Below are 14,217 nucleotides of genomic sequence, written 5' to 3' on the forward strand. Positions count from 1 at the left end.
TATGGCAAGCAAATCACTGTGGGCGATCGTCGATTTCCTTCGGGTTAACCACAGCATCACGCCGCGACAGGTTCAGAATCTGCTGGGATGCGACAGCAAGAAGGCACACAACCTGCTGCTTCACCTGGTACGTAGGGCAGTAGTTATTCGCGCTGGGGAGCCACATCGCCCGGTCTATTCACTTCAGCCCGGCGGGGAGATGAACATCAAGCAGATCAAATCGAACATGAACAAAAACATGGTCACATCCGTATGCCGCACAAGTCCGGCTATGCAGCGTGTACTGGCGTTTTACGGGAGAGTATCAGTATGACGATCAACAACCACCCGGCGAACGGTCCTGTATTACTCGATCGCCCGCACCAGATAAGCGAAATTCTCAGCAAAGCCGCGGTACAAAGCGGCGGCGGTAATCTCGGCTACGCAATGGCTGATGCTGTGAAGGTGATTAATGGGGCGATTGCCCGCGAACTGGTTCGCCGTGAGCATGCAATATGGTCACAGTCTACTTTCGGTGATGTCGGTCCCATTGGTCCGCTAAAGCACCTTTCCAAAGAAGCGCTCGAGGCTGCTGCTGAACCAGGCGACCTTAGCGAATGGGCTGACATGCAATTCCTGTTATGGGATGCGCAACGTCGTGCCGGTATCAGTGACGAGCAGATTACCCTAGCGATGGTAGAAAAGCTGGCGGTAAACAAGCAGCGAGAATGGCCTGAGCCGAAAGACGGGGAGCCGCGCCTGCATATCAAAACTGAACAGCATCAGGGAGAGAAGTGATGGATCCGCAACTGGAATACGCTACGAAGCGTATCGTCGAGCTGGAAAACCTGCTGATGGTGAATGTTGAGGAAACTGTCTGGCCTGCCGAAGTGGGAATGGTATATAGCCAGATTGAAAGTGTCGGGGATCTTCCTGCATATCACCAGCGCCGCCTTAAACATCACATCAATCGCATGTGGCTGGAGAAAATGCCGGTACCGGCCATCATCACAGCGGCACAGTCACTGGCCATCGCCATGGAGAAATACGCGTGAGAGAAATCATCGTTGATAATTTTGCTGGTGGTGGCGGTGCGTCAACCGGCATTGAAATGGCGATCGGTCGCAGTGTTGATATTGCTATTAACCATGATGAGAACGCGGTGGCGATGCATACAACGAACCACCCTGATACATTGCACTACTGCGAGTCTGTGTATGAGGTTCGACCAAAGGTAGCTACCGCAGGACGTCCGGTGGCGCTGGCGTGGTTTTCTCCAGATTGCCGCCACTTTTCTAAAGCAAAAGGCGCTAAACCTGTCGAGAAAGCGATCCGTGGACTGGCCTGGGTAGTATTACGCTGGGGGCTGGATGTTGAGCCGCGGGTAATGAAACTGGAGAACGTCGAAGAGTTTAAAACGTGGGGGCCGTTACTGACTGGAGAAATGCGACCGGACCCGGCCCGCGCAGGCGAAACTTTCGAGGCATTCATCGGCATGCTGACAACAGGCATCCCGGCTAACCATCCGGCGCTAGCCGAATGCTGCGAGTTTTTGAATATTTCACTTGATAGCGAGGATGCCGCTCGGCTGATTAAAGGTCTGGGTTATGTTGTTGAATATCGCGAGCTGCGCGCCTGCGACTACGGTGCACCGACAATCAGAAAACGTTTCTTCATGGTCATGCGCCGCGATGGGAAGCCGATTGTGTGGCCGGAACCAACGCATGGGGATCCGAAATCTCCTGCGGTTCAATCGGGCAGGTTGGCGCCATGGCGCACGGCTGCGGAGTGTATCGACTGGACAATTCCGGCACCGTCGATATTCGACCGCAAAAAGCCGCTGGCAGAAAATACCCTGAAGCGCATCGCGCGCGGCATACAGCGATTTGTGATCGACAGTGCGTCGCCATTCATCGTGAAGTGCAATCACACCAGCACCAAAACGAGTTACGACTGTTTCCGTGGTCAGGCGCTGGGCGAGCCTTTGCAGACTATTACTAAAACCCACGGTTACGCGTTAGCCGTTCCGCACCTGACAAAGTTTCGCACTGGTGCAACAGGCCAGCCCGTTACCGAACCGGTACCGACGGTTACCGTTGGCACATCAAAACGCCCGGGCGGGAATGGGCATGCTCTTGGTTTGGTAGAAGCCGCGCTGACCCCGTTCCTGGCTGGCAACGGCGGCAGTGAATACCAGGCTAAACCGCGCCCGCTGGATAAACCTGCTCATACCATTCTGAAGCAATCCCGCGCATGTCTTGTTGCGCCGGTTATCGCCCGCCAGTTTGGGGCCTGCGTCGGCCACCGAGTAGACGAACCGAGCGCAACCATCACCGCTGGTGGTGGCGGTAAATCTCAACTGGTGACGCCTACGCTGATTCAGATGGGATATGGCGAACGTCCCGGGCAAGAACCGCGTGTTCTGCGACTGGATAACCCGCTAGGCACCGTTACTGCAGGCGGGAATAAATTCGCGACGGTAAGCGCATTTTTGGCGAAACACTACGGTGGTAACTACTCGGGACCGGGCGTCGGTTTAGATGAGCCTGTTCATTCAGTTACCACGGTCGATCACCACGCAGTTGTCGCTGCGCATTTGATGGTCAATAACACTGGTCATCCGGGCGGTACGCTGGACAATCCGGCTCACACCTTAACGACGGGAAATCATCATGCTGCAATAACCTCTCACCTGGTGAAATTGCGCGGCACCTGCCGGGACGGACAACCAACCAGTGAACCAATGCCAACGGTGACGGCGGGCGGGCTGCACGTAGGGGAGGTGAAAACTACTCTTGCGGTCGATGAATACGACGAACATCGCGCGCAGCAGACGCTTGAGTTTCTGCGGGAATACTGCGACGAGGATTGCGACGGACTGGTGACAGTTGACGGTATAACTTACCGCATCGTTGATATTGGCATGCGCATGCTGCAACCGCACGAGCTATACCGTGCGCAGGGCTTCCCAGAGTGGTACATCATCGACCAGGACTATCGCGGTGTGAAGTACGCGAAGGACAAGCAGGTTGCACGATGTGGTAATGCCGTTCCTCCGCCTTTCGCTGAAGCTTTGGTGAGGGCGAACTTGCCGGAGTTGTGTAACATGAGAGGAATTGCTGCGTAAAAAAAGGCCCATTTCTGGGCCTTTTGGCAATACCATGCTTATGGACGCTGGTTTACGTACTCAATGATCGCAGTAACAATCACGATAATCGGAGGTACGATTTTTAATAGTAAGTCAGCCATTATGAGCTTCTCTTAACTTTCTCACGCCTGGCTGCAAACACCCTTGGGCTTGCCTTTGCAGTTGTTGTATCTGTTGTAGCCAGACACATTCGGCGTGAATTGGTTGGGGTGAGACTCAAGCATCACCAAGAGCCCGGATAAAAATTCACTTTAAAATCAGTTCTGAACTATTCCATTCCGTTTCATAGTGTCTCAGTAACTTGAAGAATTTGGTTCATTTAGTTAAGCTTGTTCCTGTAGCCAGATACATTCGGCAAGGTAAACGAGTCGCAAGCTCTTTTACCGTTTGAAAGGCCCGGAATCATCAACCGGGCTTTTTAATATCTACCTTTCAGAAATTAGCCTTCTGCCACATCTAGTGTAGTTCTCTTCATTTCTTATCAATATCTTGTTCTATATGGCCTATTCTAGTAGGGATTCTTTTCAGCACAAGAGTTGATTTTGAGGTTAAATTGAGGTTGCAAAAGGGTAATAATCGCTAAGTGCGCGTCTTATAAGGCCTGGCAGGGATGTCAATAATTGAGAAAAAAATTGAAATTTTGATCGAGTGCTGATTTCTTCATCTAAGGCAAGGAAAGTTCTTTAGATTAATGGCAAAAGCTACTGATCTATACCTGAGTTATTGGGAGTTACCCACTAGGTAGCGATTGAAGGTCAAAAACGACTTGGAACTGAGGTTAGCATGGCTATGATCAAATATTTGCTTGTTGGCTTTGGACGTGATGGTGAAATTTATGAGGATACCGAACTCAAGCAGCGGTTGAATTTTTTCGAAGCGTCGATTGGTAGTAACAGCTCTCCACCTTCAGCTGGGTCCCACCGTTCTTACGATGTGCATCTGATACAGGTTAACGGTGAAACATACGCTGTAGGCGTGGGTAGAACTTTGACTGGTAGCGAGCTTCCTGAGTTAATTATTTCATCCGGCGTCACACCTGTCCCAACTGATTTTATTCACTAATCTTCTATCAATAAACTATCCTAAGCAGAAGTTCCACTTTGGCAGTTTCCTTCTTCACCACCTTGAGCTGATGAAGTTCCTCAGCCGTTCGCTGAAGCACTGAGTACGTGCTAATTGGCCGGAATTTTGTCAGTCGAAACAAATAGCAGCCTGACCTATAATCCCCTCGATAACCAGAGGGGATTTTTATGTCACGCGAAGAAATGACACCTGCTGAAAAATACAAAGCGCAGAGGACGCGGTATAAAAAGCATGTGCTTCAATCCGAAATAGCAAATGCCAAGAGGTTTGAAACTGGGGACGTGACCCCGGTAGATGGTTACAGGTCCCCTTACGAGATGAGGAAAAAAAGAGGGAGAACAGCAGACTGATGTCAGACTTGAACATCGCAGCACAATCAAAAGGCGAGCAGAACAAGGTTAACGTCGACCTGGCTGCCAGTGGCGTAGCGTACAAAGAACGCATGAACATGTCGGCTATCGCTGATGTGGTGATGTGGGAGCAGTCCGTGAATATTTCCTTGAGCGCCTGAAGTTTTATCGTGAGAAGTCGATAACTTTACCGAAAGGTAGTATTCTGATTTACATTAGGAAAGAGGATAATAAATGACAGAAGCTTGGGCGGCTATCACCGCAGGCATTATTGCTGCGGCTGCGGGTGGCATTGGGTTGGTGATGGCAAAAGAAAATAAGACATCTGAATTTAGGCAGGCTTGGATTCAGGAGCTACGAGCTGTACTTACAAATTATAGTTCAACACTCTTGCTAATAAATAGACGAGTTAGAGGAGGTGAACACTCCGATGAAACTGATATACAAAAAGTAAATATGTTGCTTTGCGAGATACACTTGAGAATAAATTATTCTAATCAATCTAGTGTGGAAATTGAGCTAAACAAAGCTTTGACGCATCTGCAGGATAGCGCTTTCAACGGTGGGACAGATTTTGCTCAGACTCAGGAGCAATTCACTAAAGCTTCATTTGCAGTCCTTAAAAAGGAATGGGAACGAGTTAAAAAAGGCGAATTGGTATACCGACTATATATGTATCCTTGCTTGATAATCAGTGGGGCTTCTATTTTTGCTGGAGTAGTATATTTAACTAAACACTATGAGAAATTATGGAATTTCATCATTAATTGATTTTCCATAATCAACCCTTCATAATTGACTCCGTCAGTCTGAGCAACTGACAACCTTATGCGCCACGGAGAGTACCATGGCGCACGAACTACAACTCATCAAGCAGTCTTCAGGAATCCTGATCCCCGCGACGCCGGAGACCAGCGATATTCTGCAATCAAAAATCAAACTCGGCGCCGTGCTGGTGGCAGAGTTCCGGCAGGTACGCAACCCGGCGTTTCACCGTCGCTTTTTCGCGTTACTCAATCTCGGTTTCGAATACTGGGAGCCTACTGGCGGGGCGATCTCCTCCAACGAGCGCAAACTGGTAACCGGCTACGCCAAATTCCTTGCCTCATTCGCGGGAAGCGAAGCCGCACTCCTGGACGCCGCCGAGCAATATCTCGACCGTATCGCAGATAAGCGCGCTGGAAGTATCAGCATCTGCAAATCTTATGATGCATACCGTGCGTGGGTGATCGTCGAGTCTGGCCACTACGACGCCATACAGCTCCCTGACGGCACCCTCCGTAAACACCCCCGCAGCATAGCTTTCGCCAACATGGACGAAACCGAGTTCCAGCAACTTTACAAAGCCGCGCTTGATGTTCTGTGGCGCTGGGTATTGTCCCGGGCATTCAAGGACCAGCGAGAAGCGGAAAACGCTGCTGCGCAGCTTATGAGTTTTGCGGGGTGATGGCGATGAAATTTTCCTGGTTCCACCATCACGAATGCACAACCGAGCAGGCCGACGAACTTATTGCCTGTTACCGACGCCGCGGCGCCACGGTAGAACGCAGCCTGAACCGCGACAATATCACCTGGACTGTTAGCGCAAAATTACCTGAATGCGAGCATCTGGCGCGTACACCAAGAACCTTTCGGCAAAAGGTCTGGGGGTGATTATGGCTAAGTTACCTCGCCGTAAGTGTGCCAATAAGGAATGTCGCCAATGGTTCCATCCGGTGCGTGAAACCCAGACCGTTTGCGGTTACGAGTGCGCCAGCGCCGTCGGCAAGGAGCAGACCAGAAAAGCCCGGGAGGCAGCACAGCGCAAGGAGTCTGCCAAAAAGCGCGCCACTGAGAAAAAAGAGCGAGCCGCCTGGCGCCAGCGTAAAGCTGCAGCTAAGCCGCTGAAGCACTGGATTGACCTGACGCAGCGCGCCGTAAATGACATTTGCCGCGAGAAGGAGTTGGCAGAGGGGCGGGGCTGCATTTCCTGCGGAACTAAAACGGCGTTCGCCTGGCATGCTGGCCATTATCGGACTACGGCAGCAGCCGGGCATCTGCGCTTCACTCGCTTCAACATCCATCTTCAGTGTGATGTCTGCAACGTCTACAAATCCGGGAACATCGAAGCATACCGAGCCGCGCTGGTGGAACGTTATGGCGAAGAGCTGGTACTAGCGCTCGAGAACAATAACGCTCCGCATCGTTGGACTATTGAAGAACTGAAGGAAATCAGACTGACCGCGCTGGCTGACCTGCGCGCGCTGAAAAAGCAGGAGGCAGCATGACATTCGAATCCTATTTTGCCGATCACCTCCGCGTTCGTTGGCAACGATTGCGCTTATACCACTTTCCGGGCTCTGTGCTGACGGATTACCGAATACTGAAGAACTACATCAAAACCATAGGCGGTGCAGTATGAATACTCAATTTCTCGAATACGTGCGCCAGCAGTTGATGGTGGCCACCGCCGATTTAAGTGGTGCGACGAAAGGGCAGTTGATGGCGTGGCTTGAAAACGCGCAGTTCGATACGGGAACGTTTAAACGTAAAAAGCCTCGAGTGCTGGATGAAGTGACCGGGAAAATGATTACGCTGGATAACCCACCAATACCGGGCAAACAATCACATGCCAAGGGTTCACATATTCCTCTGGTGCAGCCGGTTGAATATTCCACCGCATCGTGGCGCCGTGCTCTGCTGTCTCTGGACGAATATCAAAAGGCATGGCTGCTGTGGAACTACAGTGAAAACATCCGCTGGGAGCATCAGGAGACGATCACCCGGTGGGCGTGGGAACAATTCAGCGCGCAGTTGGAAGGTAAGCGAGTAGCGAAGAAGACGATAGGCCGTTTACGTCAGCTTATCTGGCTGGCGGCGCAGGATGTCAAGGCGGAGTTGGCTGGGCGGGAGACGTACGAATACCAGAAGTTGGCAGAGCTGGTGGGCGTAAACCCAAAGAACTGGTCAGAGACGTTTACGGACCGCTGGGTGGATATGAGGCGTATCTACCAGCGACTGGATTGCGACGCATTATTGCAGGTAACGCGATCACGTTCACAACAAAAGGCGACAAATTTGGATGTAAGTCTTGCAAAACTGGATTGAAACGCATATATTTCGTGTAAATCTGATATTGTGCCATTGTTGTATGCACTGGCAGTAAATGAGTTTTCGAGCCCGAGGTTAACGCCTTGGACTTTTGCGTTTCTGGTACTGACTGATAAAATAGAGGCACATGGCTACTTACCACTCATGTGCTGTGCCGCCACTAGCTCATCGTGATAGAGCATCAACCTTCTAAGTTGACGGTACGAGGTTCAAGTCCTCGGTGGCGGACCAACGCCGACTTAGCTCAGTAGGTAGAGCAACTGACTTGTAATCAGTAGGTCACCAGTTCGATTCCGGTAGTCGGCACCAGAATCCAATGGATAGTCAGTCCGAGCATGACTCTAAATAAGGCAAGCGGTGACTGTGGGGAACAGACCCGCAAAACAGCGGCTATCGTATAATGGCTATTACCTCACCCTTCCAGGCTGATGAAGCGGGTTCGATTCCCGCTGACCGCTCCATTTTTGAATGGTCGCTGCTTTTTGCAAAATTGCTGTGTAGAAATACTGACCTTTTGGTTCAGCGCTCATCCAAAAGCACTCCGTTAAAATCCTGATAACCGTGGGTGGTTTGTTGGATGGAGTGCCTCTGAACAATAAAACTCTCGTCATAAAGGCTGCGCATTGCGTGGCCTTTTTCATTTCAGGCTCACGGGAATCATCCGTGACGTGCTTTGTTGATAAATCCAGCCCGTGAAGCCTGACCCTTTCATCACACACAGCGCCATCCGAAAAATCGGAGGTGAGGCTATGACCAGAATGAGCACCATTTACAGCAGACTTTCATATGGAACAGGCACCACGCTGACCGGCTGCGGTGTATCAGCGAAGGCATATGCCGAAACAGCTAAAACAGCAAAAGAGGTGTCCTGGATGTTGGCCGACAGAATTGCAGGGTTAAGCCTGAGCGACTGGGCAATTATTGTCGGTATCTCATGCACTGTTATCACCTGTGCAGTGAACTGGTACTACAGGAAAAAGGAAAGGGAGGACCGGCTTAATGGCAATGTCACCAAAGCTGAAGAATAAACTGAGCGCAGCGGTCGTTGGTTTGATTCTTGCCGGGGCTTCCGCGCCCGTGATTCTCGATCAGTTTCTGGATGAGAAAGAGGGTAATAGCGAGCAGGCGTATCGCGACGGCGGCGGACTCTGGACGATTTGTCGTGGTGCCACGATGGTTGATGGCAAGCCAGTAGTACAGGGCATGAAGCTGTCAGCTGAGAAATGCGCCCAGGTAAACGCCATTGAACGCGACAAGGCGCTGGCGTGGGTTGACCGAAATATCAAAGTACCACTGACCGAACCACAGAAAGCCGGGATCGCGTCTTTCTGCCCCTACAACATTGGTCCCGGAAAATGTTTCCCGTCTACGTTCTATAAGCGCATCAATGCAGGCGACCGTAAAGGGGCCTGTGATGCTATTCGCTGGTGGATTAAAGACGGCGGGCGCGATTGTCGCCTGACCAAAGGCCAGAAAAATGGCTGCTATGGGCAGGTAGAGCGACGGGACCAGGAAAGTGCGCTGGCATGCTGGGGGATAGACCAGTGAACCTGCGCTATCAGTTTATTGCCATTTCGCTGCTGGTGGCCGTTGCATTCATCGCGGGTAGTGTATGGAGCAGCCGCGGTTGGGAAAAAAAGTGGGCGGAACGTGATAGCGCGGAATCATCGCAAACAGCGAACGCGCAGACCGCTGCCAGAATGATTGAACAAGGGCGTATTATCGCCCGTGATGAGGCTGTAAAAGATGCACAAGCGAAAGCCGCTAAATCTGCAGCCACTGCTGCTGGCCTGTCTGCCACTGTTAGCCAGTTGCGCACCGAAGCAACAAAGCTTGCCGCCCGCCTGGACGCCGCAAAGCACACCGCAAATCTTGCCGCTGCCGTCAGAAGCAAAACAACCGACGCCGACGCCAGAATGCTCGCCGACATGCTCGGAGATATTGCAGCAGAAGCTAAACGTTATGCTGGAATCGCTGACGAACGCTACCGCGCCGGGATGACGTGTGAGCGGATTTACGACTCGGTGAGACAGTCGAATAACGGGAAGTGGCAAAAAGCGGGGACGAATCCCCGCTAGCTGTTAGCCAACTTTGCGATAAGGGTAGCCAGCTTTTTTGATGTGGGCATCAAAATACTGACCTTTTGACGGTGCATTCATTAGCGCTGTGTGCACGGCAGAAGGAACCCGAGAGTATTGATAAATGCCACTGCTATGGAATGCAATTTCCAGCGTTGAAGTGGCCTGGTCATAACCTACTGATTGGAGATTTGAAGATGAAACAGGTTGACGAATCAAAGCAGTTTCCTCGTTTGAATGGGAAAAGTCCCGAGGAAATCGTAGAGCTATTCAAAGGGTATAACTTTGTCGACGATCATGGTCATCGACTGGATATGTGCCAGGACTTCAAAGATTTGGTTGAGCTTGCCAGTAAGGCGCAGGCCTGACCGCATTACAGAAGCTCTTCACTGAGGGGCTTGGATAATGTATTGCCACAGTTGATATTTTATTCTTGGCCCCAATCTTCTAATAGACACAGATAGGCTGTGGTAAAAGGAGAATGAAATGCTTGAAGGGTATTTTGGTCTGACTGATCCTGGGGTTTCGAAAGAAGAGCATCAACGCTTACTTGCGGTTAAAGCGGCACTGGAGATTGCTAAGGCATCAGCTTCTTCGGCGTCCGGCGACTCATCTGGTGGGACGATGTATCAAGATTTAGATTTTGCGGCTAGCAAACTGTCTGAGCTGGCAGATGCAATTCAGGATGCATTAGACTTGGAAAGTGAATAACTCCCCGTTCTGAGGGGAAGTTGTTATATGACCATCACAAAGGCCACCTACGGGTGGCTTTTTTAATGGCTATAACCTTAGGAACAGAACTATGGCAAAACCGGACTGGGGCGAGCTTCAGCAACGGTTCCTGTCCGAACATGCCGCAACCGGCGTATCACCAAAGGAATGGTGTGAAGCGCAGGGACTGAATTACGCCACCGCCCGTCGATACATCAAGAAACCCTCTGCGCAAACTGCGCAAAAACCTGCGCATAAAAAAATGCGCACTGCGCAGAAAGATAAAAGCGCAGAAGAGCTGGTGGACGATGATGGACTTACCGCTCAGCAGCGCTTATTTGTCGCGGAGTACCTGAAGGATGGTAATGCCACACAGGCAGCTATCCGGGCTGGCTACAGTAAAAAATCAGCTGAACAAATCGGCTATCAACTCCTTAAGAAAACTTCAGTTGCACAGGCCATTGCGCAGCAGCAGAAAGCCTCCATTGCGCGCACGCTTGGCAGTGCCGATGAGGTCCTCGCGCAGATGTGGCAGCTCGCCACCTTCGATGCAAACCAGCTTTCACAGTATCGTCGTGGCGCATGCCGTTACTGCTGGGGCTTCGGTCATCACTATCAGTGGCGTGACATGGTGGAGTTCGAGGAGCAACGGCTTAAAGCCCTTGAGCGAAAGGGCAAAGAGCCGGTAGACGTCGGAGGTTATGGCTACGACCACAACCGGGAGCCAAACCCTGCCTGTCCGCGCTGCAATGGTGACGGGATCGGACAGCCATACTTTGCTGATACCCGAAAACTTCCCCCTGATGCTGCCTTGGCTTATTCCGGCGTGAAGCTCGGCAAACATGGTGTGGAAATTACCGCGATAAGCCGTGAACGGATGTATGAAGCCGTCATGAAGCGGCTTGGCCTGGCTGATAGTGAGTTTGCGCAGCGACTTCAACAGATTGAAATCGAGCGCCGGCAACTGGAAGTGGAAAAACTCCGTAAAGAATTGGCCGGCGATGGCGAGGATGATGAACCTACACCTGTTCATATCAATATCAACGTAGTAGATGCGAGGGCGGACGATGGGGATCAGCCCGACACTTAACATCCCACAGGCTCGCTTCCTCGCGATGGAGCACAAGTTTAAAGCCTACGTTGCCGGGTTCGGTTCCGGTAAAACGTGGGTGGGTTGTGGCGGCATCTGCAAAGGGATGTGGGAACACCCGAAAATCAACCAGGGTTATTTCGCGCCGACGTACCCGCAGATTCGTGACATCTTCTACCCGACGATCGAAGAGGTGGCCTTTGACTGGGGGCTGAGCGTCAAAATCAATGAGGGGAACAAAGAGGTTCACTTCTACGAGGGGCGACGGTACCGCGGGACAACAATCTGCCGCTCGATGGAGAAGCCAGGCTCGATAGTTGGTTTCAAAATCGGTAACGCGATGGTGGATGAGTTGGATGTCATGGCGGCTGCCAAAGCGCAACAGGCTTGGCGAAAAATCATCGCCCGTATGCGTTACAAGGTTGATGGGCTGCGTAACGGTATTGACGTCACAACCACGCCGGAAGGGTTCAAATTCGTTTACCAGCAATTTGTGAAGGCAGTACGTGAAAAGCCAGAGCTCTCAGCCCTGTACGGTCTGATACAGGCCAGCACGTTCGACAACGCGAAGAACCTGCCCACAGATTACATCCCTTCGCTGATGAATTCCTACCCGCCGGAGTTGATTAAGGCGTATCTGAGGGGGCGCTTCACCAACCTGACCAGCGGCACCATCTATCACCAGTTCGATCGACGTCTGAATAACTGTACTGATGAAGAACAGGCAGGCGAACCGCTCTACATCGGCATGGACTTTAACGTTGGCAAAATGGCGGCCATCATCCACGTCCTTCGCAATGGCGAGCCGCGCGCGGTACGTGAATTGATAAAAGTTTATGACACGCCAGCCATGATAAAGCGTATCCAGGAAGAGTTCTGGCGCTACGAGGGCGGGCGCTATGTTGCCTCCAGGCAGATTTATATCTATCCGGATGCTTCCGGCGATTCACGCAAGTCCAATAACGCCAGCGCCACCGATATTGCGCAGCTCAAGCAGGCTGGATTCAGCGTGGTGGTGAACGCCGCCAACCCGCCGGTAAAGGATCGCATCAACTCCATGAATGCCATGTTCTGCAACGGCAACGGTGAGCGCCGCTACAAAGTTAACGTCGCTCGCTGCCCGGTCTATACAGACAGCCTTGAACAGCAGGTATGGGCGGCAAACGGCGAGCCGGATAAATCAGCCGACAACGATCACCCAAACGACGCTGGTGGCTATTTCATCGTGAAGCAATTCCCGATCATCAAGCCCACCGGAAAAGTCACTCAACTACGGATGTAACTCCATGCCTGACATCTCAACACCCAATCTGGACTATGGGAACATGGTCGAGGCGTGGGATATCAACGATGCCCTGATGGGCGGCACGCTCTATATGCGACAACTGGGCGAGGCATATCTCCCGCGCTGGCCGAAAGAAAACAAAGAGGACTACAAAAAACGCCTTTCCGTGGCCACGCTTTTGCCCGCTTACGAAGAGACCATTAAGCAAAACATCGGGCGAGTATTTGCCGAGCCGATTAAGCTGGCCGAGAACGTTCCGGATCAACTTCGCGAGTTTGCGAAGAACATCGACCTAGAGGGAACGCGCCTCGATGTCTGGGCTCAGTCATTCTTCGGCCTGGCGATGCAGTATGGACTATCCCATGCGTTGGTGGATTATCCCCGGATAGATGCCGAACAGGTGAAGACTAAGGCTGACGAGAAAGCTACCGGTGCGCGCCCGTACGTCACAATGCTTAATCCCCGCCAGGTAATCGGATGGAAGTCGAAGATGGTGGACGGTAAGCTGGAGCTCACCGCGCTGCGCATCAAAGAGGTGGTTGTCGAGGACGGTGACGACTTCGGGCAAACAAAGGTGGAGCAGATACGTTATCTGACGCCGGGAAAGGTGGAAATCTACCGCAAGTCCAGAGGTACCGAGGGCGCGGCGAACTGGGAGATATTCGATCAATGGCAGACCTCTCGTAAAGATATCACCCTGGTGACGCTCTACACCAAGCGCACCGGGTTTATGTGTGGTTCACCTCCTCTACTCAACATGGCCCTGCTGAATATCAAGCACTGGCAGAGCCAAAGTGAGCAGGACAACATCCTGCACGTCGCCCGGGTGCCGATACTGACGGTGTTCGGGCTTGAGCAGGGAGAAGAGCTGGTAATTGGGTCTTCGTCTGCCACGTCGTTCACCGATCGGCAAACTCAGGGGCTGGAATACGTTGAACATACCGGTTCGTCCATTGGTGCCGGCAAAGAGTCTCTGGCAGAGCTGGTGGAACAGATGCGCCAGGCTGGCGCGAAGCTGCTGCGTACGGAAAACACTTCTACCAAATCGGTAGACCAGACCTCCGAAGAGAAAATGCAGGAGCAGTCGCCGCTCTACACAATGGCCACCAGCCTCGAAGACGCGATCGACAACATCCTACAGATCATGGCTGAGTACATCGGCGAGAAGGAGGGCGGCAACGTAGATGTGCGCACCGAGCTGGATGTTGAGTCGAAAGAATTCAACCCGCCTGCTACGCTAGCTATTCAGTCCCTGCGCCAGGGCGGTGACCTTCGCCGTATCGATGCGATTAAAGCCCTGCAAAAACTCAACCTGATTGATGCCGATGCGGATCCTGATGCGGTGCTGAGCGAGTTACTGGCCGAGTCTGCGTCGCTGAGTGAACCACCGCCGGGGGTGTGAT

General features: G+C 52.0%; 20 protein-coding genes, 3 tRNA genes and 1 pseudogene. 23 read left to right on the forward strand and 1 reads right to left on the reverse strand.

Features of this window, described 5'->3' with window-relative positions:
• Position 1 precedes the first annotated feature (1 nt).
• The 18 genes and pseudogenes from WHR59_RS09940 (at position 2) to WHR59_RS10025 (ending at position 9,728) form a co-directional block, all read left to right on the forward strand.
• Complete coding sequence (locus tag WHR59_RS09940; protein ID WP_131346068.1) at positions 2-313, forward strand: hypothetical protein; 312 nt, start codon at positions 2-4, stop codon at positions 311-313.
• Positions 310-777: a DUF550 domain-containing protein gene (locus WHR59_RS09945; RefSeq protein ID WP_338843915.1), complete on the forward strand. Its 468-nt coding sequence runs from the start codon at positions 310-312 to the stop codon at positions 775-777. Before WHR59_RS09940 ends, WHR59_RS09945 begins: the two co-directional genes overlap by 4 nt.
• Positions 777-1,034, forward strand: a complete 258-nt coding sequence (locus WHR59_RS09950) for a hypothetical protein (protein ID WP_338844069.1) — start codon at positions 777-779, stop codon at positions 1,032-1,034. The genes WHR59_RS09945 and WHR59_RS09950 overlap by 1 nt, the downstream gene beginning before the upstream one ends.
• The gene (locus tag WHR59_RS09955; RefSeq protein WP_338843916.1) at positions 1,031-3,106 is read left to right on the forward strand and encodes a DNA cytosine methyltransferase; all 2,076 of its coding nucleotides are present in this window, start codon (positions 1,031-1,033) and stop codon (positions 3,104-3,106) included. Before WHR59_RS09950 ends, WHR59_RS09955 begins: the two co-directional genes overlap by 4 nt.
• An 804-nt stretch (positions 3,107-3,910) precedes the next feature.
• Positions 3,911-4,189, forward strand: a complete 279-nt coding sequence (locus WHR59_RS09960) for a hypothetical protein (protein WP_338843918.1) — start codon at positions 3,911-3,913, stop codon at positions 4,187-4,189.
• Between the two features lie 370 nt (positions 4,190-4,559).
• A pseudogene (locus WHR59_RS09965) lies at positions 4,560-4,798 on the forward strand (DNA polymerase III subunit theta).
• Positions 4,795-5,331 carry a hypothetical protein gene (locus WHR59_RS09970; RefSeq protein ID WP_181491279.1) on the forward strand — a complete coding sequence of 179 codons (537 nt, stop codon included), beginning with the start codon at positions 4,795-4,797 and terminating at the stop codon, positions 5,329-5,331. The pseudogene WHR59_RS09965 and the gene WHR59_RS09970 overlap by 4 nt, the downstream one beginning before the upstream one ends.
• 76 nt (positions 5,332-5,407) lie before the next feature.
• Complete coding sequence (locus tag WHR59_RS09975; RefSeq protein ID WP_181510961.1) at positions 5,408-6,007, forward strand: DUF1367 family protein; 600 nt, start codon at positions 5,408-5,410, stop codon at positions 6,005-6,007.
• Positions 6,007-6,213 (forward strand): hypothetical protein, encoded by a 207-nt coding sequence (locus WHR59_RS09980; protein ID WP_019076918.1) that lies wholly within the window; start codon positions 6,007-6,009, stop codon positions 6,211-6,213. Before WHR59_RS09975 ends, WHR59_RS09980 begins: the two co-directional genes overlap by 1 nt.
• Positions 6,214-6,215: 2 nt before the next feature.
• A complete protein-coding gene (locus WHR59_RS09985) occupies positions 6,216-6,827 on the forward strand; it encodes a recombination protein NinG (RefSeq protein WP_065554618.1) in 612 nt (203 codons plus the stop codon).
• Positions 6,824-6,961 carry a YlcG family protein gene (locus WHR59_RS09990; protein ID WP_016156248.1) on the forward strand — a complete coding sequence of 46 codons (138 nt, stop codon included), beginning with the start codon at positions 6,824-6,826 and terminating at the stop codon, positions 6,959-6,961. The genes WHR59_RS09985 and WHR59_RS09990 overlap by 4 nt, the downstream gene beginning before the upstream one ends.
• Positions 6,958-7,647 (forward strand): bacteriophage antitermination protein Q, encoded by a 690-nt coding sequence (locus tag WHR59_RS09995; RefSeq protein ID WP_065554619.1) that lies wholly within the window; start codon positions 6,958-6,960, stop codon positions 7,645-7,647. Before WHR59_RS09990 ends, WHR59_RS09995 begins: the two co-directional genes overlap by 4 nt.
• A 157-nt stretch (positions 7,648-7,804) precedes the next feature.
• A tRNA-Arg gene (locus WHR59_RS10000) sits at positions 7,805-7,881 on the forward strand.
• 2 nt (positions 7,882-7,883) lie between these two features.
• Positions 7,884-7,959, forward strand: a tRNA-Thr gene (locus WHR59_RS10005).
• 77 nt (positions 7,960-8,036) lie between these two features.
• Positions 8,037-8,111 (forward strand) — tRNA-Gly (locus WHR59_RS10010).
• A gap of 288 nt (positions 8,112-8,399) precedes the next feature.
• Positions 8,400-8,678 (forward strand): phage holin, encoded by a 279-nt coding sequence (locus tag WHR59_RS10015; RefSeq protein WP_032943659.1) that lies wholly within the window; start codon positions 8,400-8,402, stop codon positions 8,676-8,678.
• Positions 8,650-9,198 (forward strand): lysozyme, encoded by a 549-nt coding sequence (locus WHR59_RS10020; protein WP_185228744.1) that lies wholly within the window; start codon positions 8,650-8,652, stop codon positions 9,196-9,198. Before WHR59_RS10015 ends, WHR59_RS10020 begins: the two co-directional genes overlap by 29 nt.
• A complete protein-coding gene (locus WHR59_RS10025; protein WP_065944812.1) occupies positions 9,177-9,728 on the forward strand; it encodes a DUF2514 domain-containing protein in 552 nt (183 codons plus the stop codon). Before WHR59_RS10020 ends, WHR59_RS10025 begins: the two co-directional genes overlap by 22 nt.
• Before the next feature lie 3 nt (positions 9,729-9,731).
• Here the strand turns inward: WHR59_RS10025 and WHR59_RS10030 are convergent, their stop codons facing one another.
• Positions 9,732-9,947: a KTSC domain-containing protein gene (locus WHR59_RS10030; RefSeq protein WP_071891841.1), complete on the reverse strand. Its 216-nt coding sequence runs from the start codon at positions 9,945-9,947 to the stop codon at positions 9,732-9,734.
• Positions 9,948-9,961: 14 nt separating this feature from the next.
• Here WHR59_RS10030 and WHR59_RS10035 point away from each other — a divergent pair, with 14 nt between their 5' ends.
• From WHR59_RS10035 to WHR59_RS10055, 5 genes are all read left to right on the forward strand, one after another.
• Positions 9,962-10,096 (forward strand): hypothetical protein, encoded by a 135-nt coding sequence (locus WHR59_RS10035; protein WP_338843925.1) that lies wholly within the window; start codon positions 9,962-9,964, stop codon positions 10,094-10,096.
• 118 nt (positions 10,097-10,214) lie between these two features.
• Entirely contained in the window at positions 10,215-10,439 is a 225-nt protein-coding gene (locus WHR59_RS10040) for a hypothetical protein (RefSeq protein ID WP_054528475.1), read from the forward strand.
• A gap of 91 nt (positions 10,440-10,530) precedes the next feature.
• The gene (locus WHR59_RS10045) at positions 10,531-11,529 is read left to right on the forward strand and encodes a terminase small subunit (protein WP_065944813.1); all 999 of its coding nucleotides are present in this window, start codon (positions 10,531-10,533) and stop codon (positions 11,527-11,529) included.
• Positions 11,507-12,811 carry a terminase large subunit domain-containing protein gene (locus tag WHR59_RS10050; protein ID WP_065944814.1) on the forward strand — a complete coding sequence of 435 codons (1,305 nt, stop codon included), beginning with the start codon at positions 11,507-11,509 and terminating at the stop codon, positions 12,809-12,811. Before WHR59_RS10045 ends, WHR59_RS10050 begins: the two co-directional genes overlap by 23 nt.
• Positions 12,812-12,815: 4 nt before the next feature.
• Positions 12,816-14,216 (forward strand): DUF4055 domain-containing protein, encoded by a 1,401-nt coding sequence (locus tag WHR59_RS10055; RefSeq protein WP_338843929.1) that lies wholly within the window; start codon positions 12,816-12,818, stop codon positions 14,214-14,216.
• Position 14,217 lies beyond the last annotated feature (1 nt).

This window comes from Citrobacter europaeus (assembly GCF_037482245.1).
GTDB classification, from domain to species: domain Bacteria; phylum Pseudomonadota; class Gammaproteobacteria; order Enterobacterales; family Enterobacteriaceae; genus Citrobacter; species Citrobacter europaeus.